The sequence below is a fragment of the Adlercreutzia sp. ZJ176 genome (assembly GCF_011038975.1).
In the GTDB taxonomy this organism is placed as follows: domain Bacteria; phylum Actinomycetota; class Coriobacteriia; order Coriobacteriales; family Eggerthellaceae; genus CAAEEV01.
Genome location: NZ_JAAKEC010000016.1, coordinates 25,649 through 51,134 on the forward strand (window position 1 = coordinate 25,649; position 25,486 = coordinate 51,134).

A 25,486-nucleotide genomic window follows, 5' to 3' on the forward strand; every position below is an offset into this window, starting at 1 on the left:
TGTGCGTTTCACGCCCCGTATGCGGGCTGGTGGGCGCGCGGGCGTGCGCATGAGCTAAACTTACACGCCATGGACACCAACTACCTCATCTACATCATCTGCTCCATCTTGAGCTTCGTGCCGGCGCTCGTGCTGCACGAGGTGGCGCACGGCTTCGCGGCCTACAAGCTCGGCGACCCTACGGCCAAGCGCGCCGGGCGCCTCTCGCTCAACCCCGCGAAGCACATCGACCCGTTCGGCACGGTGCTTCTGCCGCTCATGCTCATGGTGCTCAACTGGCCCATCTTCGGCTACGCGAAGCCGGTGCCGTACAATCCCACGTACTTCAAGGACCCGCGCAAGGGCGACTTCATCGTGGGCCTCGCGGGCCCGTGCGCGAACCTCGTGATGGCGGGCGCGGCGGCGCTTCTGGCCCACGCGCTCTTCGGCGTGGCGCCGGACCTTCTGGGAAACGAGGCGTTCCAGTACTTCTACCTGATGTTCTTGCCCATGTTCGCGCTGATCAACCTGTACCTCATGTTCTTCAACCTGCTGCCCATCCCGCCGCTTGACGGCTCGTCCATCTTCGCGCTCCTCATCCCGCGCGCGTACCTGCCGAAGTACTACGAGATCCAGCGCTACGCATTCCCCATCTTCATGATCGCTGTCGTGGTGGTCCCGTACGTGTTCAACTTCAACCCGTTCTCCTGGTATCTGGATCTCACGGCGTGCAACCTGGCCAACCTGATGTTCCCGTTCCGCGTGGCGTAAAGGGGGCGTCGGGGACCGCATGTCGTACAAGGTGCGCATTGACAGCTTCGAGGGTCCGTTTGACCTGCTGCTCTACCTCGTGAGCCGCCAGAAGGTGGACATCGGGGCCATCTCGATCACCGAGATCGCCGACCAGTACCTCGAGGAGGTGTCCCACATGGACCGCCTCGACCTGGACGTGGCGAGCGACTTTCTGCTGGTGGCCTCCACGCTGCTCGAGATCAAGGCGCAGAGCCTCATCCCGCGCGATCGCACCGAACTCGACGACGAGCTGGCGGAGCTCGCGCCCTCCGAGGCGCGCGACCTGCTCGTCGAGCGGCTGGTGGAGTACAAGAAGTACAAGAACGCGGCGGGCGCGCTGCATGCGCGGCTCATCGCCGAGGGGCGCATGCACGTGCGTCCCTTCGGGCCTGACGCGAGCTTTCTGGGGCTCATGCCGGACTTCCTGGCCGGCGTGAGCGTCGACGCGCTCGGGCTTTTGGCCGCGCGCGCCATGGCGCGCCGCGAGGTGTTCCTGCTGGAGAGCGAGCACATCGCCGCGAAGCCCATCCCGGTCGAGGTGCACGTGCGCGCCATCCACCAGCGCATCGTGAACCGCAAGCACCTGCGCTTCTCGGACTTGGTGAGCGCCGAGACGCCGCCCGAGGTGGTGGTCGTCACGTTTCTGGCGATCCTCGAGCTGTACAAGCGCTCCATGGTGCGGCTCGAGCAGCCCGAGACGTTCGGCGACATCGCGATCGACTACATCGAGGGCTCGGGCGAGCTGAACCTGGTGGGCGAAGACGCGCTCACGTCGGTGGGAGAGGAGTAGCCATGTTCCAAGGACTTCAAGCTGACCAGGTCAGAGGCGCGGTCGAGGCCCTGCTCTTCGTCACCGATGAGCCGGTGGGCACCATCACGTTGGCCGAGATGCTCGAGTGCGACGTCGCGCTCGTGGAGGACGCGCTCGTAAGCCTGCGCAACGCGCTCGAGTTCGAGAACCGCGGCATCCAGCTGCGCGAGGTGGCGGGCGGATGGCGGCTGTTCACGCACCCGGCCTACCACGAGCTGATCGAGAAGTACGTGCTGTCGTGGGACACGCGCAAGCTGTCGGCGGCGGCTATGGAGACGCTCGCCATCGTGGCTTATACGCAGCCGGTCACGCGCGCGGGTGTGGCGAGCGTGCGCGGCGTGAACTCCGACAGCTCCATCAACTCGCTGGTGGAGAAGGGGCTTCTGCGCGAGGTGGGCACGGCCGACACGCCGGGCAACCCCGTGCTCTACGGCACCACGCGCGGCTTTCTGGAGAGGTTCGGCCTGCGCTCCGTGGCCGACCTGCCGGATCTGGCCGACTTCGCGCCCGACGAGGAGACGCGGCGGCTGATCATGCAGCGTCTGAGCGCCACGCGCGACGACGCGGCGGTGTCCGACGCGCAGGCGCGCGCCATGGCCGAGGCGCTCGTGTACGGCGACGAGGAGGACGGCCCGGACGCGGGCGTGCCTGCGGGCGGCGAAGAGGCTGAGGGCGGTGCGGAAGCTGCGAGCGCGGTGGACGTCCCAGGCGCTGCGGGCGGTGTGAACGTGCCGGGTGTCGCGGGTGCGCCGGGAGCTGCGTCCACGGGCCGGTCGACCGAGGCCATGTTCGCCGAAGCCATCGCGAGCACGCTCGGCGTGGTCGACAAGATCGACTTCGACGCCCTCGTTTTCGAAACCGATGACGAATAACTGCGAGCAGAGGTGCGAGAAACACGCGATCTGATACCGCGTGAGAGCGTCTTGGCATGCCTTCGTCGTATTATCTTGTAGAGAGAATGGTTCTGGCCAGGTGTTTGTTTTCGACATAATTGCATGGGTGGAGGTCGACGGCGTCATTTTGGCTCGCGACGGTATCAGATCGCGTGTTTCTCGCACGTCAGGCGCCTCCAACTTGCATTCTAAGGGTGGTGCCCGGTGAATGAGATGCGCTTGCAGAAGTTCCTGGCGCGCGCGGGGGTGGCCTCGCGGCGCGGGTCCGAGGAGCTCATCAGCGCCGGGCGCGTGCGCGTGAACGGCGCGTGCGTGACTGAGCTGGGCAGCAAGGTGGACGCCGACGTTGACGCGGTGGAGGTCGACGGCGTGCGCGTGGAGCTGCCGCGCGAGAGCGTGACCCTCATGCTGCACAAGCCCGCGGGCTACGTGACCACCATGTCCGACCCGCAGGGGCGCCCGACCGTCGCCGAGCTCGTGCCGGCGGGGGAGGGCCGCTTCGCGGGGCTCTACCCGGTAGGGCGCCTCGACGCCGACACCACGGGGCTTCTGCTCTTCTCCACCGACGGCGAGCTGGGCAACGCGCTCCTGCACCCGCGCCGGCACGTGACCAAGCGCTACGTGGCGCTCGTGGAGGGCGCGCCCGGCGCGCGCGACGTCGAGCGGCTGCGCCGCGGCGTGCAGCTTTCCGACGGCATGACGCTTCCGGCCGAGGTGTCTGTGCTTGAGGGGAAGGCGGCGAAGCGCGCCGCGGCGCTCATCGGCGAGGGGCGCGCTTCGAGCGGGAACGCCCGCCGGCACACGGGCAAGCGCTCGCGCGCGGCCCTCGAGCGCGCCGGCGCGTGCAGCTACGTGGAGGTGGGCCTGCGCGAGGGGCGCAAGCGCCAGGTGCGCCGCATGCTCGAGGCAGTGGGCTGCCCCGTGGTGGCCTTGCACCGCGCGACGTTCGGCCCGCTTGAGCTGGGGAATCTTCCCCGCGGGCAGTGGCGTGAGCTTACGGGCGACGAGGTGGCGGCGCTGCGGGAGGCCGTGCGGGGGTAGGGCTTCGACGTGGGGCTTCGCTGCCGCGCCCTGGCGCGCCTGGGGGCGGCGGGGCACAGCCCGCTGGCTGACGCTCTCAGCGCCTCGGCGCGCTCGCCGACCGCCGCGGCATGGGCCGCGTGGGAATTCGCGTCGCTTTCGTCCGTTCACCTTCCAAACGTATACAATACTGTCACGCTCAAAGCGAGTTCAAGACTAAGCAAGAGGAAGCACCACCTTTATGCCTGACCAGACTCAACCCACGTCCGCGCCGGCAGGCGCGAGCGCCCCGGACGCCCCGGGCGCCGCATCAGCGGCGATGCCCGCGCTCACGGGCGCCGCAGCATCCGCGCCGGCGGCTACCGCGGCATCCGCGCCTGCCGGCGCGGCGCATGGCGACCCGCAGCGCGAGACGCCGTTTCGCTTCGTCGCCGTCATCGGCCTCGGCCTCATCGGCGCGTCGTTCGCCGCGGCCGTGCGCGCCGCCTACCCTGACGTCACCGTGTTCGGCGTCGACGTCGACGGGCGCACCTGCGTGGTGGCCGAGGAGCGCGCATGGGTGACGCGCGCCACGCGCCCCGACGACCCCGCGTTCGAGCAGTTCATCCGCACATCCTGCGACCTCGCGGTCATCGCCACGCCGGTTGCCGCCGTCGACGACTACCTGCGCCGCCTCGCCGCGTGGGGCTTCCGCGGCGTGCTCACCGACACCGTCTCCACCAAGGCGCACATCCTCGAGGCCGCCGCGAGCATCCTGCCCGCGCCGCAGAACTACGTGCCGGGCCACCCCATGGCCGGCTCAGAGCATAACGGCATCGACGGCGCGCGCAGCGACCTGTTCAAGGGCGCGAACTGGATCCTCTGCCCCGACGAGCAGACCGTCCCCGAGCACTTCCAAAAGCTCCACGAGCTCATCACAGGCGGCATCGAGGCGCGCGTGGTGTCGCTGCGCCGCGAGGAGCACGATCGCGCCGTGGCCATCGTGAGCCACGTGCCGCACATGGTGGCGTCCTCGCTCGTGAACCTGGCGTGCCGCCACGCCGATGACTCCCAGGCCCTCATGCGCCTGGCTGCGGGCGGCTTCAAGGACACCACGCGCATCGCCGCGGGCTCGCCGAAGCTGTGGTGCGGCATCGCGTTCGACAACGCCGAGGCGCTCTCAGACGGGCTCGCCGAGATGCAGGGCATCATCGGCTCGTTCGCCACGGCGCTCGCCGAGGGCGACCGCGAGGGATTCACGCGCCTGCTCGCGGAGGCGTCAGACGCGCGCCGCGCGCTGCCGGCGGCCTGGGTGCCCTCCACCGAGAAGCTGCTCGAGGTGCGCATCCCCATGGTCAACCGCACCGGCGTGGTGGCCGAGGTGACCACCATCGCCAGCTCGGTCGGGTGCAACATCCAGTCCATCGACATCGACCACATCTCCGAGGGCAACGCCGTGCTCTCCCTCATCCTCACCGACGAAGGCGATATCGGCCAGCTCTCGTTCCAGCTGATCACCGCTGGTTTCTCGGTATCGTTCAGTCCCTTGAGCCCGAAGGAGCACGCGCATGTCGACTAAGCTCTCAACCACGTCCGCGCCCGGGGCGCCCGCCGCGCCCGCCTCGTCCGCAACGCCCGCCGCGACCCTCATCAGCCCGCTTCCCGGCCCGCTGCGCGGCAGCGTCACCGTGCCCGGCGACAAGTCCATCTCGCACCGCGCGGTGCTGTTCAGCGCCATGGCCGAGGGCACGTCCACCGTGAGCGGCGTGCTCGACTCCGAGGACGTGCGCTCGTCGCTCGCCGCCGTGCGCGCGCTCGGCGCGCAGGCTGACCTCGAGAAGCAGCCCGACGGCTCGCTGGCGGGCACCATCACCGGCTGGGGCGCGAAGGGCCCCTCCCAGCCCGACGGGCCCATCGACTGCGGGAACTCCGGCACCACGGCGCGCCTGCTCATGGGCGTCTTGGCCCCGTGGGACATCCGCGTGGAGCTCACGGGCGACGAGTCGCTGTGCCGCCGCCCCATGCGCCGCATCACCGCGCCGCTCATGAAGATGGGCGCGCACTTCGACCCCGCGGGCAAGGAGACGCTGCCCATCACGGAGGTGGGCACGCGCTCGCTGCGCGCGCTCACCTATGACGCACCCATGGCATCAGCCCAGCTCAAGACCTCTGTTCTGCTCGCAGGCGTGTTCGCCGAGGGCACCACCACCCTAAACGAGCCCGCGCCCTCACGCAACCACACCGAGCTCATGCTGCCCGAGTACGGCGTGCCCACCACGGCCGGCACGCGCGTGGCGAGCGTGCAGGGCCCGGCCGCTATGCGCGCGAGCGCGGTGGCGGTGCCGGGCGACCCCTCCTCGGCGGCCTTCATCGCGGTGGCGGCGCTGCTTTCGCGCGGCAGCAGCGTGACCATCGAGAACGTGAGCCTCAACCCGGCGCGCATCGGGTTCGTGCGCACGCTCGAGCGCATGGGCGCCGAGATCGCCACGCACCGCGAGGGCTGCGCGGGCAAGGAGCCCTCCGGCAGCATCCACGTGGAGCACACGCCCGCGCTGCGCGGCTGCGAGGTGCCCTCGCAGCACATCGCCTCCATCATCGACGAGATCCCCGTGCTCTCGCTCGTGGCGGCGCACGCGCGCGGCGTCACGGTGTTCAAGGGCGTCTCCGAGCTGCGCGTGAAGGAGTCGAACCGCCTGGCCGCCATCATCGAGGGGCTCGGGCTTCTCGGCGTCGACGCGTGGGAGGAGGGCGACGACCTCTGCATCGAGGGCGACCCGCAGCTCGAGGTGCCGCGCGGCCTCACGTTCGCCACGCGCGGCGACCACCGCCTCGCCATGACGTGGGCGCTCGCGGGCCTCGTGGGCGACGTCCCAGTATCCGTCGAGGACTTCGCGTGCGTGGCCGTGAGCTTCCCCGAGTTCCTCGCCACCATGCAGAAGCTGGCAGACAAGGAGTAGAAGATGATCATCGCAATTGACGGCCCGTCGGGCGCGGGCAAGTCCACGGTCGCGAAGGCCGTGGCCCAGAAGCTCGGCTTCTCGTGCCTGGACACGGGCGCCATGTACCGTGCGGTTGCGTGGCAGGCGCTGCGAGACGGCGTGGCGCTCGACGACGCCGAGGCGCTCGGGAACGTTGCGCGCACCCATGAGATCGCCTTCGGGCACGTCGAGGGCGACCCGGTTCCGAAGCGCGTGTTCATCGGCGGCGCGGAGGTGACCGACGCCATCCGCACGGCCGAGATCGACCGCGCGGTGAGCCCGGTGAGCGCGGTGCCCTCGGTGCGCGCGGCGCTCGTCGACCAGCAGCGCCGGATCGGCGATGCGGGCGACTACGTGGTCGAGGGGCGCGACATCGGCACGTGCGTGTTCCCGGGCGCCGAGGTGAAGGTGTTCCTCACGGCGTCTGACGAGGAGCGCGCGCACCGCCGTGTGCGCCAGAACGTCGATCGGGGCGTGGGCTCCATCGACTACGACGAGGTGCTCGCCGACCTGCGCCGCCGCGACGAGCTCGACTCGAGCCGCTCCGCGTCGCCTCTGCGCGCGGCCGACGACGCCGTGCTCATCGACTCCACGAGGCACTACATCGAGGAGGTCATCGACCAGATCTGCGCGCTGGCCGCCGACGCGCGCTCGCGTGCCCGAGGATGAGGGGAGCTTCCTTGTTTCTAAAATACTCTGAGATGTGGGACATGCCGCTCGGCGGCACCTCGGCCGACCGGCAGATTCCGCACTGGTTCGGCAACGCGGCGTGGGCGTTCATCGGGGCGATCTTCAAGGTGTGCTTCCGCTACCGCGTGGACGGGCGCGAGAGGCTGCGCGCGTTCGACGGCAAGTCGGGCGCGGTGGTGGTGTGCAACCACACCTCGTTTCTCGACGTGGTGATGATCTACCTCGCGGCGCGGCCGAGGCAGTGGGTGCGCTTCATGGGGCGCGACACGCTGTTCGACAACGCGGGCGGCCTTCTGGGCCAGGCGCTCTCACGCGTGGGGGCGTTCCCGGTCAAGCGCGACTCAGCCGACCGCACCTCCATCAAGCGCGCGACGCGCATGCTCAAGAACAACGAGCTCGTGGTCATCATGCCCGAGGGCACGCGTCGCGGCAAGGGCTCGGCGACGCCGACCATCCACGCGGGCGCGGCGTTCGTGGCGCGCATGGGGCACGCGCCCATCCTGCCCATGACGGTGCGCAACGCCGAGCTGGTGAAGCAGAAGGGGAAGCGCCTGCGCTTTCCGAAGATCACGGTGGAGTACGGCGACCCGATCCTGGTGGGCGACTTCGACTTCGTGCCGAAGGACGAGCGGCTCGACGCGTGCACGTGGTACGCCATGCGCGAGTGCTTCGCGCTCTCGCAGCGCGTGCCGCGCGAGGAGGTCGACATGCGGGCGCTCTTCCCCGAGGGAAAGGACTACGCCGCCCTGTTCGCCGCGCACCCGCTGCCGCGCCACAGCGCCGTGGAGCTCGCGGAAGCGGCGGCGAACGCGAAGGAGGCGTGAGGCATGCAGGTGATCCAGGCGAAGCACGCGGGCGCATGCTACGGCGTGCAGCGCGCGCTCGACATGGCGATGGCGGTGGTGGAGCGCGGCGGCGAGGTGGCCACGCTCGGGCCGCTCATCCACAACCCGAAGGTGGTGGCCGACCTCGAGGCGCGCGGTGCGCGCGTGGCCGCCTCGCCCGCCGACATCCACGGCGGCACGGTGATCATCCGCAGCCACGGCGTGACGCCCGAGGTGCGCGCCGAGCTCGAGGAGCGCGGGCTCGACATCGTGGACGCCACCTGCCCGCACGTGGCGCGCGCCCAGGCGGCCGCAGCCGAGATCGCCGGCGCAGGCTGCCGCGTGATGGTGGTCGGCGAGGCGGGGCACCCCGAGGTGGAGGGCCTCACCGCGTGCGCGCAGGCCGCGGGCGGCAAGGTCGACGTGGTGGCCGCGCCGGCCGACGTGCCCGAGGGGCTCTACGACCCCATCGGCGTGGTGGTGCAGACCACCCAGGTGCGCGAGAACCTCGACGCGGTGGTGGCGGCCCTCGAGGAGCAGGGCCTGAGCCCCATCGTGAAGAACACCATCTGCTCGGCCACGAGCCAGCGCCAGAGGACGGCCGCCGACGTGGCGGACCGCGTCGGCGCCATGGTGGTCATCGGCGGGCGCAACTCCTCGAACACCACGCGCCTCGCCGAGATCTGCGCCGAGCGCTGCGCGCGCACCTTCCACGTGGAGAGCGCAGGCGAGCTTACGCCCGGGCAGTTCGCGGGCTGCGCGGCCGTCGGCGTGACAGCCGGCGCCTCCACGCCCGAGGACCAGATCCAGGCCGTGGTCGCCTTCCTCGAGGAGCTGTAGGGAGGCGAAGAGGCGAACGGCCCGCAAGGCGCGGGGCGCGCAAGGCGTGAAGCGCGGCAGGGCTGCCGCCAAGCCGCCGCGCCGCCAAGCCGCCGGATGACGCTGTGTGTTCTACCTGTTCGGAGCTTTACCTACCCGAAGGAGAGAGAGGAAGAGAGGGACCATGTCGCGTCTTACCATCGAGACGAGGGCGGTGGACGCCGCGGGGCACGAGCGCCTGTCAGCGCTCGCCGGCGCCCGCCTGGCGGCGCTGCCGCCCGAGCAGTGCCCCGTTGACCTGACCGTTTCCCTGACGAGGCTGTACCTGTCCGAGTCGTGCGGAAAGTGCACGCCGTGCCGCGTGGGCCTGGCCCAGTGCGCGGCCATCATGGACCGCATCCTGGCGGGCGAGGGGAAGCCTGCCGACGTCGACGTCCTGCGCAAGACGGCGCAGGTGGTCTACGACAGCGCCGACTGCGCTATCGGGTTCGAGGCGGGGCGCACGCTTCTGGCCGCGCTCGACTCGTTTGCCGGTGACTTCGCCAGCCATGTGGAGGACGACTTCTGCACGCGCACGGTGAGCGCCTTCGCGCCGTGTCGCGCCACCTGCCCCGCCCACATCGACATCCCGGGCTACCTCGCCTGCGTGCGCGCGGGTCGCGACGTCGACGCGCTGCGCGTCATCCGCAACGACAACCCGCTGCCCACGGTGTGCGGGTACGTGTGCGAGCACCCGTGCGAGATCAACTGCCGCCGCGCGCTGGTCGACAGCTCGGTGAACATCTGCGGCATCAAGCGCTACGCGGCCGACAACGCGCCGGCGTACGATCCGCCTGCGTGTGCGCCTGCCACGGGCAAGCGCGTGAGCATCGTGGGAGGCGGCCCGGCGGGCCTTTCCGCCGCGTACTACCTGGCGCTCATGGGGCATGATGTCACCGTGTACGACCAGCGCGAGAAGCTCGGCGGCATGGTGCGCTACGGCATCCCCGACTACCGCCTCCCGCAGGACAAGCTGGACGCCGACGTGGACTTCGTCCTGCGCACGGGCGTGAAGGTGGTCTCGGGCTGCGCCGTGGGCACTGACGTGCCCTTCTCCGAGGTGTCGAGCGGCTCTGACGCGGTGTATCTCTCCATCGGCGCGCACCTGGATAAGAAGCTGGGATGCGAGGGCGAGGACGCCGCGGGCGTCATGTCGGCGGTGACCTTCCTGCGCGCGGCGGGCGCGGGCGCGCCGGTCGACCTGGCGGGCAAGCGCGTGTGCGTCGTGGGCGGCGGCAACGTGGCCATGGACTGCACGCGCACGGCGCGCCGCCTCGGCGCGGCGAGCGTGGAGTGCGTCTACCGCCGGCGCATCGCCGACATGACGGCGCTTCCCGAGGAGATCGAGGAGGCGCAGGCCGAGGGCTGCCAGATCACGCAGCTCGAGGCGCCGGTGCGCATCGAGGCCGACGCTGCGGGGCGCGTGGTGGCGCTCATCACGCAGCCGCAGATCATCGGCGCTGTCGGGCGCGGCGGCCGCCCGGCCCCGCGCGCAGCCAGCGTGTCTGAGCACCGCATCGCGTGCGACGTGGTCATCGTGGCCATCGGGCAGGCCATCGACGTGGCGGCGTTCGAGGGGGCCGTCAAGACCGAATGGGGCTGCATCGTGGCGAACGAGGACGGCTCCATCTCCCAGACGCCGGGGCTCTTCGCTGGCGGCGACGCGGTGTCGGGCCCGTCCACGGTCATCAAGGCCATCGCGGCGGGCAAGGTGGCTGCGGCCAACATCGACGTGGCGCTTGGGTTCTCCCATGACGTGCACGATGAGGTGGACGTGCCGCCCGCGCACTTCCCGCTGGGCCCCACGGGCCGCGTCGAGCTTCGGTGCGTGCCCTTTGCCCAGGCGGCGACCACGTTCGACCTTGCCAAGCTGGGCATGAGCGCCGAGGAGGCCTTCCAGGAGACCTCGCGCTGCCTGCGCTGCGACCACCACGGGTTCGGCGCCACCTGCAGGAAGGAGGAGCTCGCATGGTAGAGCTCATCATCGACGACGTGACGGTCTCCGTCGAGGAGGGCGCGACGCTTCTGCAGGCCGCGCGCGCCGCGGGCGCGGAGATCCCCACGCTGTGCTACTTTGAGGGCCTCAACGAGATCGGCGCCTGCCGCGTGTGCGTGGTGGAGGTCGAGGGGGAGGATCGCCTGTCCGCCGCCTGCAACACCGCGGCGCGCCCCGGCATGCGCGTGCGCACCGACACCGAGCGCGTGCGCGAGGCACGGATGGCTGCGCTCCAGCTCATCCTGTCGCAGCATGACCTGAACTGCGCGTACTGCACGCGCGACGGCACCTGTCGCCTGCAGAAGCTGCTCTTGGCGTACGACCTCATCGAGCGTGACGAGCTGTTCGACATGGTGACCGAGGCTCCGAGCCCCTACGCGAAGCAGCTCGTCCGGGGCAAGCGCTCCCAGTGGAAGGCGCAGGCGCCCATCCAGCGCCGCACCAACCTGTGCGTCAAGTGCGGCCGCTGCGTGGCGGCGTGCAAGCGCCTCGAGGGCATCGGCGTGTGGGACTTCGTCGGCTCAGGCGCCGCGTCGAACGTCGGCGTGCGGAACGGCTCGTACATGAAGGCCGAGGGCTGCGTGGCATGCGGCCAGTGCATCACGCACTGCCCCACGGGCGCCCTCTCGGAGCGCGACGACATCCAGCTTCTGCGCGACGCCATCGCCGACCCCGACGTGACCACGGTGGCGCAGATCGCGCCCGCCACGCGCACGTCATGGGGCGTGGGCCTCGGCGCCGAGGAGGGCGCGCTTCCCGTCGAGCGCATGGCGGCTGCGCTCAAAAAGCTCGGCGTGGACTACGTGTTCGACACCTCGTTCTCCGCCGACCTCACCATCATGGAGGAGGCCACCGAGCTTCTGCACGTGCTCGCCGAGCGGGCACCCGACGAGAACGGCGTCGTGTGGCCGATGTTCACGAGCTGCTGCCCGGCGTGGGTGACGCACGTGAAGAACGCACACCCCGACGTGCTGGACCGCCTGTCCACGGCGAAGAGCCCCATGATGATGTTCGGCGCCGTGGCCAAGACGTGGTTCGCGCAGAAGCGCGGGCTTGACCCCGCGCGCGTGTTCTCGGTGGCGCTCATGCCGTGCACGGCGAAGAAGACCGAGGTCAAGCTGCCGATGGCGGCGAACGAGGGCGTTTTTGACATGGACGCGTCCCTGACTACGCGCGAGCTCCAGCGCCTGATCCGCGACGCGGGCGTCGACGTGGCGGCGCTCGAGGACGTCCCGCTCGACGACCCGCTCGGCTCCTACACGGGCGCGGGCGTCATCTTCGGCACCACCGGCGGCGTGATGGAGGCCGCGCTGCGCAGCGCGCACTGCTTCGTCACGGGCTCGGTCCCGGCCGACCCCGAGGGCTTCGCGTTCAGCCCGGCGGGTGCGGGGCGCCCCTGGAAGGAGGCGTCGTTCGACCTGGCGGGCACGCGCGTGCGCTGCGCCGTGGCGAGCGGCCTGGCCAACGCGGGCAAGCTTTTGGACGCCATCCGCGCGGGCGAGGCGGCCTACGAGTTCGTGGAGGTCATGGCGTGCCCGAGCGGGTGCGCGGGCGGCGGCGGCCAGCCCATCGACGGCACCGACCGCGAGCTGGGGCTTGAGCGCGGGCAGGTGCTGCGCGGCATCGACCGCACGGTGACGTCTCTGCGCTACAGCCACGAGAACCCGGTCATCAAGGTGCTCTACGAGGAGTTCTTGGGCGATCCGTGCGGCGAGCGCGCGCACCAGCTGCTGCACGTCGACCACCGGGCGAAGGGGTAGGGCATGGTGAAGCTGACGAAGGCGACGAGGGTGGTGAAGACCGCGAAGGCTGCGAAGGCTGCGAAGGCTGCGAAAGCTGCGAGGCTCGCCGTGCTCGCCGCTTGCGCCTGTATGCTCATGGTGCTGGCGTGCGCGCTCGCGGGCTGCGCGGGGCAGGGCGCGGGCAGCGCGGGCGGCGCGGACGCGGGTGCGAGCTCGGCCGCGGCGCAGGCCGAGGACGCCGCATCCGTTGCGCAGGCGGCCGACGAGCTGCGCATCGTGTCGATGAAGGGCCCCACCTCGGTGGGCCTCGCGTCCATGATGGCGCAGGAGCAGGGCTCGTTCACGGTGGTGGGCGCGGCCGACGAGGTGGCGCCGCTGCTTCTGAAGGGCGAGGCCGACATCGCGTGCGTGCCCGCGAACCTGGCGGCGACGCTCTACCGAAAGACCGACGGCGCGATCCGCGTGATCGACGTGAACACGCTCGGCGTGCTCAACGTGGTGACGGCCGACGCGTCGGTGGACTCGGTGGAGGCGCTCGTCGGGCGCACCGTGTACATGACGGGCAAGGGCACCGTGCCCGAGTACACGCTTTCGGCGCTGCTCACGGCCGCAGGGCTTTCCGAGGGCGACGTGGACGTGCAGTTCAAGTCCGAGCCGGCCGAGGTGGCGGCGCTCGTCTCCGCCGACGCGAGCGCGGTGGGCATCCTGCCGCAGCCCTATGCCACGGCCGTCACGCTCAAGAGCCCCGACGTGAAGGTGACGGTCGACCTCACGAAGGCGTGGGAGGAGGTCGCCGGCGCGGACGGCAGCGTGCCCGTCACGGGCGTCACCGTCGCTAAGGCGTCGACAATCGAGGAGAACCCTGAGGTCATTGGCGAGTTTCTGGCGCGGCACGCCGCCTCGGCCGTCGTCGCGCAGACCGACCCGTCTGCCATCGCGCAGGTCGTGGTGGACCTCGGCATCATCGAGAGCGCGCCTTTGGCGCAGGCGAGCATCCCGCGCTGCAACGTGGTGTGCTTCACGGGCGCGGAGATGAAGGCGGCGCTCGCAGGATACCTGGGCAAGCTCTACGAGCAGGATCCCGCCTCCGTGGGCGGGCAGCTGCCTGGCGATGACTTCTACTACACGGGATAGCGCTTGGCGCGCCGCATGAGAGAGCGCGCCTCGGCGCTTGTCGGGAAGGGGGCGGCCGTCCTGTTCTGGGTGGCCGTCTGGCTCGTCGCGGCTGCGTGCGTTGACAACGCCATCCTTCTGGCCGGTCCCGGCGAGACGCTCGCAGCGCTGGCGTCCCGCCTCGTCGACGCGAGCTTCTGGGGCGCGGTCGCCCGCACGGGCTCGCTCGTGGTGGGCGTGGTGCTGGCCTCGGCCGTCGCGGGAGCGGTGCTCGGGATGGCGGCCGCGCGCTTCGCCGCGGTCGAGACGCTGCTCGCCCCGGCGATGCAGGTGGTGAAGAGCGCGCCGGTGGCGTGCGTGGTGGTGATCCTGCTGGTGGCGCTCGGCTCGCGTGGCGCGGTGGCGGCCATCGTGGTGTTCGTGGCGCTGCCGCCGTTCTACGTGGCGGCGCTCGAGGCGGCCGCGGCGCGCCCGCGCGACTTCGAGGCGGTGCTGCGGCTGCTGGGGCTTGCGCGGCCGCGCGTGTTCGCGGCGGCCACGTGGCCCGCGTGCCTGCCGCTGTTCACGGCGGCTGCCAAGACGTCGGTGGCGCTCGCATGGCGCGCGGGCGTGACCGCCGAGCTTCTCGGCATCCCGCTCGGCTCCATCGGCGCGGGCGTGTACGCGTCCAAGCTCACGCTTGACACGGCGGGCCTGCTGGCCTGGACCATCGCGGTGATGGCGCTCGCCTGGCTCAGCGAGAAGGCGGCGGTGGCGCTGCTCGGCCTCACCGGCAGAAGCCCTCGCCTGGCGCTGCCGCGTTCCCTCAGGAGGAGGGAAGCGGCTCAGAGCGGCGTTTCCCGCGGCAATGCTTCCGCAGCGGGCTTCCGCTCCTGCAAGGCGGCTGAATGCCGTGCGGACGGCTCAGGCTGCTCCGCCGCATCCGAAGGATCTGCGGGCCCCGTCAGCGCCTCTTCGGCTCCAGGGCCTTCGCTCGCCCCCGTTCTCGCTGTTTCCTCGCTGCGCAAGGCGTACGGCGGGCAGGTCGTCCTCGACGGCGTCAGCCTGTCGCTTGCGGCGGGGGAGCGCGTCTGCCTCATGGCCCCGACGGGCGCGGGCAAGACCACGCTGCTGCGCATCCTGCTGGGGATCGATCAGCCCGACGCCGGCACGGTGGCGCGCCCGGCGCGCTGCGGCTGCATGCTGCAGGAGACGTGCCTGGTCGAGAGCATGACGGCGCTCGAGAACGTCCTTCTTGCAGTCTCGCCGCAGATCAGCGCGCCTGTCGTGCGCGCGCAGCTTGACGCGCTCCTGCCCTCGGGCTGCGTGGACAAGCCGGCGCGCGAGCTCTCGGGCGGCACGCGCCGCCTGACGGAGATCGCGCGCGCCGTCTTCTCGGACGCTCCGCTGCTCGTGCTCGACGAGCCCTTCGCCGGCCTCGACGAGCGCACGCACGAGCGCGCCTGCGCCTTCATCGCGGACAACCTGGGCGGGCGTGCTCTGGTGGTGGCCACCCACGACGCGCGCGACGCCGAGCTCCTCCAAGCCGCCGTCATCGCGCTCGACTAGCCCCTCGCAATCCAGAAGCCGCCGCCGTTCCGCTTGATCGGTTTCGCATGTTTTCCGTCTCTTACCTTGGCGAGATCAATCTCTTGCCGAGGCGCATCATTGGCTTGCGACGCTTGAGGACAGGTCGGCTCCTCCTCGTAGGGGTATATGCCGTAGAAGCGGTTCAGGGGGTTGCGTCGCTGGTCTTCGATGAAGAGGACGCGTACGAGCTTCGGATGCTCCTCAACCACGTAGTAGATGCCGCAGCGGTCCGCGTAGGTGACGCGCATCCTCACGTCAGGGCGCGCGGCCGGGTAGTCGGGGTCGTAGACGCGCCCTATCTCGGGGACGGTATCGAGAAGCTCGAGCATCTTCTTGACCTTCGGAAACGCGCTGCTTGCGGCAAGGTCACGGTAGATGATCTCGGCGGCTTCGGAGAGCTTCACCTCGTAGGGAGGTCTCTCGCTTTCGCTGCGGGATCCCTGCTCCGCGCTCATGTCAGCCCCATCTCGCGGTTAATCTGCTCGAGCGACTTCTCTTTTCCGGCCCTCATCTCCTCGTAGGTGCGATTGGCGCGGTCGCGCAGCTCCATCTCGTACGCGCGCACCTGCTGGCTGAGGAGGGCCTGCTGCTCGTAGGCGCGGGCGCTCATGACGACGAGGTCGGCATGGCCGTTGCGCGTGATGTAGACAGGCTGGTCATGCTGTTCGCACAGCTCGTACACTTCGCTGATGTTTCGCTGCAGGTCAGATGAGGTTCGCGTTATGGGCATGGTGCACCTTCCTCGGATCCGGCGGGCATGCAGCTAATATAGCATACATTCAGAATATATTCAGAAACATGACGGACCTGACCTGTCATGTGATGAGCTGTGGGAGCACGGCGAGGATGGCAGCTACGTATTCGAGGAAATGACCTAATTGTCAAGATCCAGTTGTGCCACGAATTCGGCGGGGGTAATGACTTTGGTGATTGCCGACCGATAATCGCTGATGTTGCGCGTGATGATGGCCTCTGCTTTTTCTTCCTGGGCCGTTTCGTCCATCACGGCGTCTTCGAAGTCGCTGATTGCGGAAAAGCTTGCTCTTAAACAAGCGCGAGCTGTCGTGTCTGCTACGCTGAAAATCTCATACAGGCTCCTGATCACCTGATTACATTTCTCATTGTCGTGGAAATGCCGATGCATGAGATAGAACACGTCCGTTATGGCTTTGGCCGTTGTCATTCCCTCAATGGCGTTGTTTGCGCTTGCGAGGAAGACGCGCTTGGAGTTTTCCAGAAAGGGCTCGCGTGCCTGGAGAACGTCGATTAGCACGCACGTGTCGACGAGGACTTTCAAATCGCAGCTCTCCTGTCATCGAGGGCGGCTTGAGCGTCGAAGTCGGGTGGCAAAATGCCGACGAGTGATTCCACCAGGGCTTCTTTGTCGGAGTGGGTAGAGGCTGGGCTGGTCGCAGCATCCCAGTCTTTCCTCGCAAGATCGGTTTTTTGCCGAGAAGCATCGAGAAAACGCTTCGGTTTTTTCTTAGACTCTGCCACCGCAATCTCCATGGTGTCCTCCATTGCGTGATGCTGATGACTGATTGGGCTCATTGTATTCCCATCCTGCGTGCTTTCGCTTGTGATTCATTTGATTTTACAGCTCGTTTGCTTGTGCTCCATGCTTGGTCTAGGTGTCCTGTCATCCAAGCTCCACTGGTCTGCTTGCCCTTCCGGCTGTCATGGCGACCTCTCCTCATCAGCCTCGTTTACAATCTTATTGATCCCATTTACAATCCCCTCAATCCTCTCTTGTCGAAGGATCGAAACGAGAAGCGCTTGCCAATACGGTTGTCGCAATAATCATGACGCTCGTGAGCTGATTGAGGTGCGCATGCTTTCCGGTAGGATAAATCTTCTCGGCTTCTCCGACGCCGAATGCTCGATCAGCATTGAAGAAATGAATTAGCTTTGAGCGGTCGTGCTTTCTGGCAACAACCTATGCTCGGACAAGGTGGAGGGTAGAGGTAAACGGGGGAATGTCCCGAAAGCGCTGGGGTTGGCGGTTTCGGCAGGGGAGAGAAAGCGGCAGACTTGAAGAAGGCGGGTTGCGTGGAGACATACCCTTCACCAGACATAGTGCGGCAGGCGGGCGACCGCCCGCGCGCTTGCGCCTGCAGCGACGCGGAAGTCCCCGCGCCTGCAGCAGCGCCTGCCGGCGCGCCCTCGTCGGCGCCGGAGCCTGCCCTCGCGCCCCGCCCGCGCGCAACGCGCTCTGCGGTGCCGCCGCGCGCGCTCATCACCGCCGTCGCGCCTGACTCGCCCGCCTATGACGCGGGCTTCGAGCCGGGGTGCTACCTCACCAGCGTCGACGGGCAGCCCCTGCGGGACATCATCGACTGGCGCTGGCTCTCTGCTGAGGACGTCATCGAGGTGGGGTACGTCGACCTCGACGGCGACTCAGGTGTGGTGGAGCTCGAGCGCGAGGAGGGGGAGGACTGGGGCTTCACCTTCGAGGGCGTGGTGTTCGACGCCGTCAAGCTGTGCCGCAACGCGTGCACGTTCTGCTTCATGCGCCAGCTGCCCGCGCACATGCGCCCCTCGCTCTCGCTGCGCGACGACGACTTCCGCCTGAGCTTTTTGTCCGGCACGTTCGTGACGCTCACCAACTTGAGCGTCGAGGACGAGGCGCGCATCATCGAGCAGCGCATCTCGCCCCTGCGCGTGTCGCTGCACGCGAGTGACCCTGTGGCGCGTCGCGCGCTCATCGGCCGCCACGCGCAGCACGGGCTCGACGCGCTCGACCGTCTGCTCGCGGCGGGCATCGAGGTGCACGCGCAGATCGTGCTCGTGCCCGAGGCGAACGACGGCGACGTGCTGCGCGGGACGCTGAACTGGGCATATGCGCGCCCGAACATCCTGAACATCGGCATCGTGCCCCTCGGCTTCACCAAGCACCAGACCTTCTTCGACCACAGCTTCAACGATCCGGCCGCCGCGCGCGCGGTCATTGACATCGTAGAGCCCTTCCAGCGCCGTGCGCTTGCCGAGCGCGGCGAGCCGTGGGTGCACGCAGCCGACGAGTTCTACCGCAACGCCTACTTGGCCGACACGGCGGAGAAGATCCCTCCCGCCAGCCACTACGGCGACTTCTCGCTCTTCGAGGACGGCATCGGCATCATCCGCTCCTACGTGGACGAGTTCGATTCTGCCTGCGCGGACGGGCTCGCGCGCCGCGCCGCCGACGCGCTCGACGCCGCCGGCCTGCGCGTGCGCTTCGTGGTGGGCGAGGCCATGCAGCCCTTCCTGGACCGCATGGTGGAGCGAAGCCCGCTGGCCGGTCGCCTCGTCCCCCTCACGGTGCGAAACACCTACTTCGGCGGCAACGTGGACGTCACCGGCCTCCTCTGCGCCTGCGACATCGTGCCCGCGATACAAGCTGCTCGCCCCGCGCCCCCCGCCTCCGTGCCCCGCGACCTCTTCGTCATCCCGCGCGTCATCTTGAACGACGCCGGCGTGACGCTCGATGACGCTACCGTAGAGGATATGGAGAAGGCCGCGGGCACGCCCATCAGCGTGGTATCCTGTAACCCGTTAGATTACCTAACTGAAATTATCAACCTGGCCGCTGCGGGGCGGGCCGTCTGAGCGTGCGCCTGGGGCGCCGCGCAGGGCAGGTCGCGAAGCCCTCGACCATAGAAGGAACGAATCATGGCATTACCTCTCGTCGCCGTCGTCGGGCGTCCCAACGTGGGCAAGTCCACGCTGGTGAATCGCATCGCGCAGACTGGCGAGGCCATCGTGCACGAGATGCGCGGCGTCACGCGCGACCGCTCGTACCACAAGGCCGACTGGAACGGCATCGACTTCACGCTCGTCGACACGGGCGGCATCGAGATGGGCAACGAGGACGCCTTCCAGAGCTCCATTCGCGCGCAGGCCTTCGAGGCCACGCGCCAAGCTGACGTCATCGTGTTCCTCGTCGACGGCAAGACCGGCATCAACGCCGACGACGAGGAGGTGGCGCGCATCCTGCGCCGCGCGAACAAGCCGGTGTTCCTCGCGGTGAACAAGATGGACAACCCCTCGAAGGAGGACGCCATCTGGGAGTTCTACAACCTGGGGCTCGGCGACCCGTGGCCGGTGTCGGCGACGCACGGGCACGGCACGGGCGATTTGCTCGACGAGATCACGGCCGAGCTGGCCAAGCTCGACTACGACGGGCAGGACGAGGTGCCAGCCGTCAACGTGGCCATCATCGGCCGCCCGAACGCGGGCAAGTCCTCGCTCACCAACCGGCTCACCAACGACGAGCGCTCCATCGTGAGCGACGTGGCGGGCACCACGCGCGACGCCGTGGACACGCTCGTGGAGCACGAGGGCGAGCTCTACCGCATCGTCGACACGGCGGGCCTGCGCCGCAAGAGCCACATCGACGAGGACGTGGAGTACTACGGGTTCGTGCGCGCCATGCGCGCGATCGACCGCGCCGACGTGGCGCTGCTCGTGATCGACGGCACGCTCGGCCTCACCAACGAGGACCAGCGCGTGGCGGGCTACGCGGCCGAGCGCGGCTGCGCGATGGCCATCATCCTGAACAAGTGGGACATCGTGGAGGGCCCTGAGGCCAAGCAGAAGATCCGCGAGCTCATCGAGGACCGCATGACGTTCGTGGGCTATGCGCCCGTGATCGCCGTCTCGGCGCTGACCGGCAAGAAGGTCGACCGCGTGTGGGACGTCATCGACCAGGCGTATGCGGGCTACTCCACCGAGATCTCCACGAGCCAGCTCAACGCGTGGCTCGCCGGCATCCGCGAGACGGGCCACACCGTGAGCAAGGGGAAGGCCCTCCTGCGCATGAAGTACGTCACGCAGACCTCCACGTGCCCGCCGCAGTTCACGTTCTTCTGCAACCGTCCCGACATCGTGGACGACAACTACGAGCGCTACCTCGAGAACCGCCTGCGCGAGCAGTTCAACCTGGAGGGAACGCCCATCCGCCTCAAGTTCAAGAAGAAGGACTAGCCCATGCTCGGCGTGCTTCTGTGGGCCATCGGCCTGTTCGTCGCCTGCTTCCTCCTAGGCTCCATCCCGTGGGGCGTGATCATCTCGCGGGTGTTCTTCCACAAGGACATCCGCGACGAGGGCTCGGGCAACATCGGCACCACCAACGCCATGCGCTCGATGGGCAAGGCGGGCGGCGGCGCGGTGTTCGTGCTCGACTTCGGGAAGGGCGTGATCTCGGGCCTGCTCGCGACGCTCGTGGCGCCCTGCATCCAAGGCTCGCTCGCCGTGAGCGCCGCCCAGGCGGGGAGCTTCGGCGGCGTGCTCGTGGCGACAACCGCGCCTGTTGCCGAGAGCGCGCTGGCGCTCTGCTTCGGCGTGGCCTTCTTCGGCTGCGTGTGGGGGCACATCTTCAGCCCGTGGCTGGGCTTCAAGGGCGGCAAGGGCATCGCGGTGGCCGTGGGCTGCCTGTTCGTGGTGTTCGGGCCCGTCGGCGCGCTGCTCGAGATCGCGATCTTCGCCGTGCTGGTGGTCACCACGCGCTACGTGTCGGTGGGCTCGATCGCCGCGGCGGCCGCCTGCCCGTTCTTCTCGCTGTACTACCTGTGGGGCCACGGGCTCGCCGTGGCGCTCATGACGGTGGGCGCGCTCACGGTGGTGTGGGCGCACCGCGGCAACATAGCGCGCCTGCGCGCGGGCAACGAGCGCAGGATCGGGGACAAGAAGAAGTAGGGAGCTCCGCCGTGCTGACGCAGCGGCGGAACCTGCCGACGCTGCGAAGCGCTGCAGAGCCTCTCGCTGGCTTTGCCGGACAGGTGACTCTGAGGTTTTGAAGGAGTTGAACGCACTATGAAGGTTGCGGTTATCGGCGCGGGGTCGTGGGGCACGGCGCTCTCCCAGGTGCTCGCGACGAACGGGCACGACGTGGCGCTGTGGGCGCGCAACCCCGAGGTGGTCGCGGGCGTGAACGAACAGCACAAAAACCCGCGCTACCTGACGGGCTCCGCGCTCTCGCCGCGCGTGCGCGCGACGCTCTCCTACGCCGAAGCGCTCGCCGACGCGCGCGCCGTGGTGGTGGTCACGCCCTCGCACATCATGCGCAGCGTGGGCGCTGAGCTTTCCGGGCTCGTCGGACCTGAGACCCCCATCGTCATCTGCTCGAAGGGCGTCGAGGAGAAAACCGGCATGCTGCCCATCGACGTCCTCGCCGACGAGGTGGGGAACCCCGCGCGCATGGCCGTGCTCTCCGGCCCCAACCACGCCGAGGAGATCATCTGCGGGAAGCCCGCCGCCACGGTTGTCGCGAGCGCGTCGGAGGCGACGGCAGTGCTCTTCCGCGACCTGTTCGCCACGGACACCTTCCGCACCTACACGTCGCTCGACGCGGCGGGCGTGGAGCTCTGCGCGGCGTTCAAGAACGTGATCGCCATCGCCGTGGGCATCTCCTACGGGCTGGGCAACGGCGACAACACCGCGTCGCTCCTGATCACGCGCGGGCTCGCCGAGATGAGCCGCATGGTGGTGGCCTGCGGCGGCGAGGCCATCACGTGCATGGGGCTCGCGGGCGCAGGCGACATGGTGGCCACGTGCATGTCGAAGCACTCGCGCAACCGCCGCTTCGGCGAGGACTACGTGGCGCGCGGCCGCACGCTCGACGACTTCGCCGCCGACACGCACATGGTGGTGGAGGGCGCGCTCGCGTGCAAGACGCTCGAGGTGCTCTCAAAGCGCCATCACGTGGAGCTGCCCATCACCGACACGGTGCGCGAGATCGTCTGGAAGGGGGCCGACGCGGCCACCGCCGCGCGCCTGCTCGCCGACCGCCCGCTGACCACGGAGTTCTACGGGCTGTAGGCTCCGCCGCTGCCGCGAAGCGGTGGAGCCGGCTGACGTCGCGAAGGGCCGAGGTGCCCCGAGTTGTCGCTCCAAGCGCTTGTCGCGCACGGAGTTCTACGGGCTGTAGGTTCCCCGCTGCTGTGCGACGGCTGAGCCGGCTGACGCCGCGAAGGGCCGGGGCACCCTGCCTTGCCGCTCCAAGCGCTCGCTGCGCACGAAGTGCGCGTCCGCGCGCTTTTCGCGGCAACTCGGGGCACCCCGGCCCTTCTCGCTGACGTTGCCAATGATGGGGGTAAGGGGGCGCGCAGGGGTCTTGCGCCTTGGCCGAGTGGGCTCGCTATGCGTGCCTTCGCTCCAACTCAAGGAACGCGGCGCGCAGCTGGGCGCTTCGGTCGGCGCCGGTGGGGCGCCCGTTGGCGCCCACCACGCGGTGCGCGGGGACGAGCACCGCGAGCGGGTTCTTCCGCACGGCGGCCCCGACCATGCGGTAGGTCTCGGGCTGGCCGATCGCCTCGGCGATCTCGCGGTTGGTGCGCGTCTGCCCGTAGGGGATGGCCTCGATGGCGCGCCACACCCTCACCTGGAAGTCACTCCCCTCGAGCACGGCGGGTACGTCGAAGGAGGTGCGCTTGCCGGCGAAGAACTCGAGCAGCTGGGTTGAGCAGGCGTTCGTCGCCTCGGCAGGTCGCCGCTCGCCGTCCAGGCGCACGTCGCCGAGCGCCACGGCGCAGACGGCGCCCGCGCGCTCGGCGATGGTGACGGGCCCGTACGGCGTGGGGTAGACGTAGTAGGTGAGCTTGTCGTGGGGGCTTGCGGCGAAACGGGCCATGCGGCGTCCTTTCAGATGAAGCATGCGGCCATTATAACGCGGAGCGCGCGTCGTGCCCACCGTGCCGCCCCGAGCGGAGCACCCGTCAGGTGCTCCCCCCCCATGTCATCCTGAGCGCAGCGCCCGCAGGGCGCGGAGTCGAAGGATCTGGTCGCGCGCGAGTTGCGCATGCGAGCGCGCCATGCCCGGGGCCAGATCCTTCGACTCGCTTCGCTCGCTCAGGATGACACGGGGTGGGTAGCGCAGCGGGCGCGCCATGCCCGGGGCCGGATCCTTCGACTCCGTTCTGCTCGCTCAGGATGACACGGGGGGAGAGCTGCTCCGCTCAGGATGACACGCGAGCATGACCCTCCGTTGCGTCAAGGCGCGCCACGCTGCCACGCGCTCTTGCCGTTGCTTTGCGTTACGCCGAGATGACCTGCTGATACAGCGCCTCGAGGCGTACGACGAACTTCGACTGGGCGTAGCGTTCGAACACGCTCTCTGCGATGCGCTCCCGGCGCAGCGGCGTCGCGGCCGTGCGGTCGAGCTCGCTCACGATGGCACGCGCGAGGGCCTCGGCGTCGTCGACGTCGACGAGCGTGCCGCATTCCTGCGTGACGAACTCGGGCAGGCCGCCTTGGTTCGTCGCCACGACGGGCAGTCCGCACGCCATGGCCTCGAGCGCCACCAGGCCGAACGGCTCGCGCCGCGACGGCATGGCGAACAGGTCGGCCGCGTTGTAGAGCCTGCGCAGGCTGTCCTGCAGCTGGTGCCCCAGGAAGTACGTGCGCGAAAGTTCCAGCTCAGCGTGAAGGCGCTCGAGCATCTCGCGCTCCTCGCCGCTGCCGGCGAGCAAGGTGACGACGTCGGGATGCTCGCGCTCGTAGCGCGCGGCGGCGCGCAGCAGCACGTCGACGCCCTTGAAGTTGGTGAGCTTTCCCGCGAACAGCACGACGCGCTCCCCCTGGTAGGGAACGTGGTGCTCCTCGAGCAGCGACGCGCGGTCAATGTCCTCGCGGTAGAAGACGTCCTCGTTGTAGCCGTTCAGCAGCAGCACCATCTTCTCGGCTGCGGCGGGAATGGTCGACACGGTGTCCTCGTAGTTGTCCTTCGAGATGGCGATGATGCTGTGGCTGAGAAGCACCGTCTCGTCGGCGAGCTCGTGAAAGCGCGGCCACTTGCGGTAGCCCATCATGTCGGTGCCGTGCGCCGTGACGATGGTGGGCACGCCGGTCTTCGCGGCCACGTTGGCGAGCAGCCACACGTGCTGGGCGTGGATGATGTCGGGCTCGAACTCGCGCACGGCGGCGCCGACGGCTGCGGTGAACGCTCCCAGGTAGCGCTCAAGCTGGCTGTCGCTGAGGTCGTCGAACGTCGTCAGGCTGCGCGGATGCGTGGTGAAGCAGGGGAAGTTGAACGGCAGCGGGCTCGTCGGGCTGCTGCCGTCGCCTACGTTGCCGCCTGCGCTGCCGCTCGCTGTCGGCTTGCCCGCGGGCGCGTCGCTGACGGCCGGGTCGCCGGCCGGTGCGTGTTGCCCGCCTGCGGCGTCGAAGTAGACCGGACGCAGCGAGACCCCGTCGAGCGGCGCTGGGACGCGGTTCTCGGGGAACACGATGCAGACGTCGTGCCCGCGCTTGGCGAGGTGCTGCGCGGTGTTCATGGTGTAGGTGCCGCTTCCCGACCCTTCGAGCGGGAAATGGTTGACCAGGAGAATCTTCATGGGGGCCTCCAATGCGTGCGAGACGATGGCGGGCGGGCGCCTGCGCGCACGTCCAGTGCACCATTGTACCGCATGCGCCCTCGTCCGTGGCCCATCTGCCGCCCCGCGCTCTCGCCGGAAGGGTCTCTTGGGTTGATTCAAGCAAGCTTTCTGCCTGCTTTTGTCATCTATGCCGTTGCTGGCCTGGTGGACATGCTCGATGGCTTTGCGACGAGAAGGGCGGGAACGGAAAGCGAGCTCGGCGCCAGGCTCGACAGCGCTGCGGACGCCGTCCTGCGCATCGAAGGCCGCTCGCGCGACTCCGTGTGTCGTCCTGCTCCGCGAGAGCACGGCGAAGAAGGTATAATGCTTCCCATCAGAGATGAAAACACAGTCCCCGTCGGGTAGTCGTGGGCGTGCGGGAACGCCGCATCAGTAACCTGCCTCCTTGGTTGTCCCTTCTCTGCATGGTCGATCTACATAAAGGAGGAATACGCCATGCAGATCAGCGTGTCATCCACCCTGACCGTGTTCCACGACGGCCAGTTCTGGGTCGGCGTCGTGGAGCATGTGGAAGGCGGCGAGCTGTCCGTCGCGCGCATCGTCTTCGGCGCGGAGCCGTCGAACGAGGAGGTCCTGCAGTTCGTCGTTCGGAAATGGGAGTCCCTTAGCCTCCACGGAAGCGCGGAGGTCGAAGCCCCGAAGGAGGCGAAGAACCCGAAGCGCCGCATGCGCGAAGCGTCGAGAGAGCTGTCCAGACGTCCCGTCAGCACCAAGTCCCAGCAGGCCCTCTCGGAGGCGAGGGAGGCTCAGAAGGCGGACGAGAAAGCCCGCCGCGCCCGAGCAAGGCGCGAAGCGCAGGAAGCGCAGTTCTCCCAGAAGCAGGAGAAGAAGAAGCAGAAGCGGAAAGGCCATTAGCCGTGCAAAACGCCCTCCATCATGACATAGCGAGCCG

25 protein-coding genes are annotated in these 25,486 nt (G+C 68.9%); 19 read left to right on the top strand and 6 right to left on the bottom strand.

Going from position 1 to position 25,486, the window contains the following annotated elements; genetic code table 11:
• Window positions 1-69: 69 nt before the first annotated feature.
• The 13 genes from G7Y50_RS09285 (at window position 70) to G7Y50_RS09345 (ending at window position 15,223) form a co-directional block, all read left to right on the top strand.
• Window positions 70-750, top strand: a complete 681-nt coding sequence (locus G7Y50_RS09285) for a site-2 protease family protein (RefSeq protein ID WP_165053453.1) — start codon at window positions 70-72, stop codon at window positions 748-750.
• 19 nt (window positions 751-769) lie between these two features.
• Window positions 770-1,561, top strand: coding sequence for a ScpA family protein (locus G7Y50_RS09290; protein ID WP_165053456.1), 792 nt, complete (start codon window positions 770-772; stop codon window positions 1,559-1,561).
• Between the two features lie 2 nt (window positions 1,562-1,563).
• Window positions 1,564-2,454, top strand: coding sequence for an SMC-Scp complex subunit ScpB (gene scpB, locus G7Y50_RS09295; RefSeq protein ID WP_165053459.1), 891 nt, complete (start codon window positions 1,564-1,566; stop codon window positions 2,452-2,454).
• Between the two features lie 234 nt (window positions 2,455-2,688).
• On the top strand, window positions 2,689-3,516 hold the full coding sequence (locus G7Y50_RS09300; protein ID WP_165053599.1) for a pseudouridine synthase: 828 nt from the start codon (window positions 2,689-2,691) through the stop codon (window positions 3,514-3,516).
• 220 nt (window positions 3,517-3,736) lie between these two features.
• The gene (locus G7Y50_RS09305) at window positions 3,737-5,053 is read left to right on the top strand and encodes a prephenate dehydrogenase/arogenate dehydrogenase family protein (RefSeq protein ID WP_241156469.1); all 1,317 of its coding nucleotides are present in this window, start codon (window positions 3,737-3,739) and stop codon (window positions 5,051-5,053) included.
• On the top strand, window positions 5,043-6,431 hold the full coding sequence (gene aroA / locus G7Y50_RS09310) for a 3-phosphoshikimate 1-carboxyvinyltransferase (protein WP_165053462.1): 1,389 nt from the start codon (window positions 5,043-5,045) through the stop codon (window positions 6,429-6,431). The genes G7Y50_RS09305 and aroA overlap by 11 nt, the downstream gene beginning before the upstream one ends.
• Before the next feature lie 3 nt (window positions 6,432-6,434).
• Complete coding sequence (gene cmk, locus G7Y50_RS09315; protein WP_165053465.1) at window positions 6,435-7,121, top strand: (d)CMP kinase; 687 nt, start codon at window positions 6,435-6,437, stop codon at window positions 7,119-7,121.
• Complete coding sequence (locus G7Y50_RS09320; protein WP_165053468.1) at window positions 7,118-7,966, top strand: lysophospholipid acyltransferase family protein; 849 nt, start codon at window positions 7,118-7,120, stop codon at window positions 7,964-7,966. Before cmk ends, G7Y50_RS09320 begins: the two co-directional genes overlap by 4 nt.
• Window positions 7,967-7,969: 3 nt before the next feature.
• On the top strand, window positions 7,970-8,806 hold the full coding sequence (ispH, locus tag G7Y50_RS09325; RefSeq protein ID WP_165053473.1) for a 4-hydroxy-3-methylbut-2-enyl diphosphate reductase: 837 nt from the start codon (window positions 7,970-7,972) through the stop codon (window positions 8,804-8,806).
• A 163-nt stretch (window positions 8,807-8,969) separates the two neighbouring features.
• Window positions 8,970-10,799 (top strand): NAD(P)-binding protein, encoded by a 1,830-nt coding sequence (locus tag G7Y50_RS09330; RefSeq protein WP_165053476.1) that lies wholly within the window; start codon window positions 8,970-8,972, stop codon window positions 10,797-10,799.
• The gene (locus G7Y50_RS09335) at window positions 10,793-12,580 is read left to right on the top strand and encodes a [FeFe] hydrogenase, group A (protein ID WP_165053479.1); all 1,788 of its coding nucleotides are present in this window, start codon (window positions 10,793-10,795) and stop codon (window positions 12,578-12,580) included. The genes G7Y50_RS09330 and G7Y50_RS09335 overlap by 7 nt, the downstream gene beginning before the upstream one ends.
• Before the next feature lie 3 nt (window positions 12,581-12,583).
• Window positions 12,584-13,696, top strand: a complete 1,113-nt coding sequence (locus G7Y50_RS09340) for an ABC transporter substrate-binding protein (RefSeq protein ID WP_241156471.1) — start codon at window positions 12,584-12,586, stop codon at window positions 13,694-13,696.
• A 15-nt stretch (window positions 13,697-13,711) separates the two neighbouring features.
• Window positions 13,712-15,223: an ATP-binding cassette domain-containing protein gene (locus tag G7Y50_RS09345; protein WP_165053482.1), complete on the top strand. Its 1,512-nt coding sequence runs from the start codon at window positions 13,712-13,714 to the stop codon at window positions 15,221-15,223.
• Here G7Y50_RS09345 and G7Y50_RS09350 read toward each other — a convergent pair.
• The 4 genes from G7Y50_RS09350 to G7Y50_RS09365 form a co-directional block, all read right to left on the bottom strand.
• Window positions 15,220-15,699, bottom strand: a complete 480-nt coding sequence (locus G7Y50_RS09350; protein WP_165053486.1) for a hypothetical protein — start codon at window positions 15,697-15,699, stop codon at window positions 15,220-15,222. The two genes, G7Y50_RS09345 and G7Y50_RS09350, sit on opposite strands and share 4 nt — an antisense overlap.
• Window positions 15,696-15,974: a type II toxin-antitoxin system prevent-host-death family antitoxin gene (locus G7Y50_RS09355; RefSeq protein WP_165053489.1), complete on the bottom strand. Its 279-nt coding sequence runs from the start codon at window positions 15,972-15,974 to the stop codon at window positions 15,696-15,698. Before G7Y50_RS09355 ends, G7Y50_RS09350 begins: the two co-directional genes overlap by 4 nt.
• Before the next feature lie 144 nt (window positions 15,975-16,118).
• Window positions 16,119-16,541 carry a PIN domain-containing protein gene (locus G7Y50_RS09360; RefSeq protein ID WP_165057036.1) on the bottom strand — a complete coding sequence of 141 codons (423 nt, stop codon included), beginning with the start codon at window positions 16,539-16,541 and terminating at the stop codon, window positions 16,119-16,121.
• Entirely contained in the window at window positions 16,538-16,753 is a 216-nt protein-coding gene (locus G7Y50_RS09365; protein WP_165053497.1) for a hypothetical protein, read from the bottom strand. Before G7Y50_RS09365 ends, G7Y50_RS09360 begins: the two co-directional genes overlap by 4 nt.
• A 540-nt stretch (window positions 16,754-17,293) precedes the next feature.
• Here G7Y50_RS09365 and G7Y50_RS09370 point away from each other — a divergent pair.
• The 4 genes from G7Y50_RS09370 to G7Y50_RS09385 all read left to right on the top strand — a co-directional run bounded on the left by G7Y50_RS09370 (window position 17,294) and on the right by G7Y50_RS09385 (window position 22,039).
• The gene (locus tag G7Y50_RS09370; protein ID WP_241159515.1) at window positions 17,294-18,829 is read left to right on the top strand and encodes a DUF512 domain-containing protein; all 1,536 of its coding nucleotides are present in this window, start codon (window positions 17,294-17,296) and stop codon (window positions 18,827-18,829) included.
• A 63-nt stretch (window positions 18,830-18,892) separates the two neighbouring features.
• Entirely contained in the window at window positions 18,893-20,206 is a 1,314-nt protein-coding gene (der, locus tag G7Y50_RS09375; RefSeq protein WP_165053502.1) for a ribosome biogenesis GTPase Der, read from the top strand.
• A gap of 3 nt (window positions 20,207-20,209) precedes the next feature.
• Window positions 20,210-20,917, top strand: a complete 708-nt coding sequence (locus G7Y50_RS09380; protein ID WP_165053505.1) for a glycerol-3-phosphate acyltransferase — start codon at window positions 20,210-20,212, stop codon at window positions 20,915-20,917.
• Between the two features lie 117 nt (window positions 20,918-21,034).
• Entirely contained in the window at window positions 21,035-22,039 is a 1,005-nt protein-coding gene (locus tag G7Y50_RS09385; protein WP_165053508.1) for an NAD(P)H-dependent glycerol-3-phosphate dehydrogenase, read from the top strand.
• Window positions 22,040-22,358: 319 nt separating this feature from the next.
• Here G7Y50_RS09385 and G7Y50_RS09390 read toward each other — a convergent pair whose 3' ends face one another.
• Together G7Y50_RS09390 and G7Y50_RS09395 are read right to left on the bottom strand one after the other, a co-directional pair.
• Window positions 22,359-22,850, bottom strand: a complete 492-nt coding sequence (locus G7Y50_RS09390; RefSeq protein WP_165053511.1) for a methylated-DNA--[protein]-cysteine S-methyltransferase — start codon at window positions 22,848-22,850, stop codon at window positions 22,359-22,361.
• A gap of 403 nt (window positions 22,851-23,253) precedes the next feature.
• Window positions 23,254-24,552, bottom strand: a complete 1,299-nt coding sequence (locus tag G7Y50_RS09395) for a glycosyltransferase (RefSeq protein WP_165053515.1) — start codon at window positions 24,550-24,552, stop codon at window positions 23,254-23,256.
• A 72-nt stretch (window positions 24,553-24,624) separates the two neighbouring features.
• Here G7Y50_RS09395 and G7Y50_RS12260 point away from each other — a divergent pair, with 72 nt between their 5' ends.
• Window positions 24,625-24,939, top strand: a complete 315-nt coding sequence (locus G7Y50_RS12260) for a CDP-alcohol phosphatidyltransferase family protein (RefSeq protein WP_165053518.1) — start codon at window positions 24,625-24,627, stop codon at window positions 24,937-24,939.
• 90 nt (window positions 24,940-25,029) lie between these two features.
• The gene (locus G7Y50_RS09405; protein WP_165053521.1) at window positions 25,030-25,449 is read left to right on the top strand and encodes a YjdF family protein; all 420 of its coding nucleotides are present in this window, start codon (window positions 25,030-25,032) and stop codon (window positions 25,447-25,449) included.
• Window positions 25,450-25,486 lie beyond the last annotated feature (37 nt).

Coding starts and splice junctions, on each gene's coding strand:
- G7Y50_RS09285 (WP_165053453.1), top strand. CDS start 70: ATGGACACCAACTACCTCATCTACATCATCTGCTCCATCTTGAGCTTC.
- G7Y50_RS09290 (WP_165053456.1), top strand. CDS start 770: ATGTCGTACAAGGTGCGCATTGACAGCTTCGAGGGTCCGTTTGACCTG.
- scpB (WP_165053459.1), top strand. CDS start 1,564: ATGTTCCAAGGACTTCAAGCTGACCAGGTCAGAGGCGCGGTCGAGGCC.
- G7Y50_RS09300 (WP_165053599.1), top strand. CDS start 2,689: ATGCGCTTGCAGAAGTTCCTGGCGCGCGCGGGGGTGGCCTCGCGGCGC.
- G7Y50_RS09305 (WP_241156469.1), top strand. CDS start 3,737: ATGCCTGACCAGACTCAACCCACGTCCGCGCCGGCAGGCGCGAGCGCC.
- aroA (WP_165053462.1), top strand. CDS start 5,043: ATGTCGACTAAGCTCTCAACCACGTCCGCGCCCGGGGCGCCCGCCGCG.
- cmk (WP_165053465.1), top strand. CDS start 6,435: ATGATCATCGCAATTGACGGCCCGTCGGGCGCGGGCAAGTCCACGGTC.
- G7Y50_RS09320 (WP_165053468.1), top strand. CDS start 7,118: ATGAGGGGAGCTTCCTTGTTTCTAAAATACTCTGAGATGTGGGACATG.
- ispH (WP_165053473.1), top strand. CDS start 7,970: ATGCAGGTGATCCAGGCGAAGCACGCGGGCGCATGCTACGGCGTGCAG.
- G7Y50_RS09330 (WP_165053476.1), top strand. CDS start 8,970: ATGTCGCGTCTTACCATCGAGACGAGGGCGGTGGACGCCGCGGGGCAC.
- G7Y50_RS09335 (WP_165053479.1), top strand. CDS start 10,793: ATGGTAGAGCTCATCATCGACGACGTGACGGTCTCCGTCGAGGAGGGC.
- G7Y50_RS09340 (WP_241156471.1), top strand. CDS start 12,584: ATGGTGAAGCTGACGAAGGCGACGAGGGTGGTGAAGACCGCGAAGGCT.
- G7Y50_RS09345 (WP_165053482.1), top strand. CDS start 13,712: ATGAGAGAGCGCGCCTCGGCGCTTGTCGGGAAGGGGGCGGCCGTCCTG.
- G7Y50_RS09350 (WP_165053486.1), bottom strand. CDS start 15,699: ATGAGCGCGGAGCAGGGATCCCGCAGCGAAAGCGAGAGACCTCCCTAC.
- G7Y50_RS09355 (WP_165053489.1), bottom strand. CDS start 15,974: ATGCCCATAACGCGAACCTCATCTGACCTGCAGCGAAACATCAGCGAA.
- G7Y50_RS09365 (WP_165053497.1), bottom strand. CDS start 16,753: ATGGAGATTGCGGTGGCAGAGTCTAAGAAAAAACCGAAGCGTTTTCTC.
- der (WP_165053502.1), top strand. CDS start 18,893: ATGGCATTACCTCTCGTCGCCGTCGTCGGGCGTCCCAACGTGGGCAAG.
- G7Y50_RS09380 (WP_165053505.1), top strand. CDS start 20,210: ATGCTCGGCGTGCTTCTGTGGGCCATCGGCCTGTTCGTCGCCTGCTTC.
- G7Y50_RS09385 (WP_165053508.1), top strand. CDS start 21,035: ATGAAGGTTGCGGTTATCGGCGCGGGGTCGTGGGGCACGGCGCTCTCC.
- G7Y50_RS09390 (WP_165053511.1), bottom strand. CDS start 22,850: ATGGCCCGTTTCGCCGCAAGCCCCCACGACAAGCTCACCTACTACGTC.
- G7Y50_RS09395 (WP_165053515.1), bottom strand. CDS start 24,552: ATGAAGATTCTCCTGGTCAACCATTTCCCGCTCGAAGGGTCGGGAAGC.
- G7Y50_RS12260 (WP_165053518.1), top strand. CDS start 24,625: ATGCGCCCTCGTCCGTGGCCCATCTGCCGCCCCGCGCTCTCGCCGGAA.
- G7Y50_RS09405 (WP_165053521.1), top strand. CDS start 25,030: ATGCAGATCAGCGTGTCATCCACCCTGACCGTGTTCCACGACGGCCAG.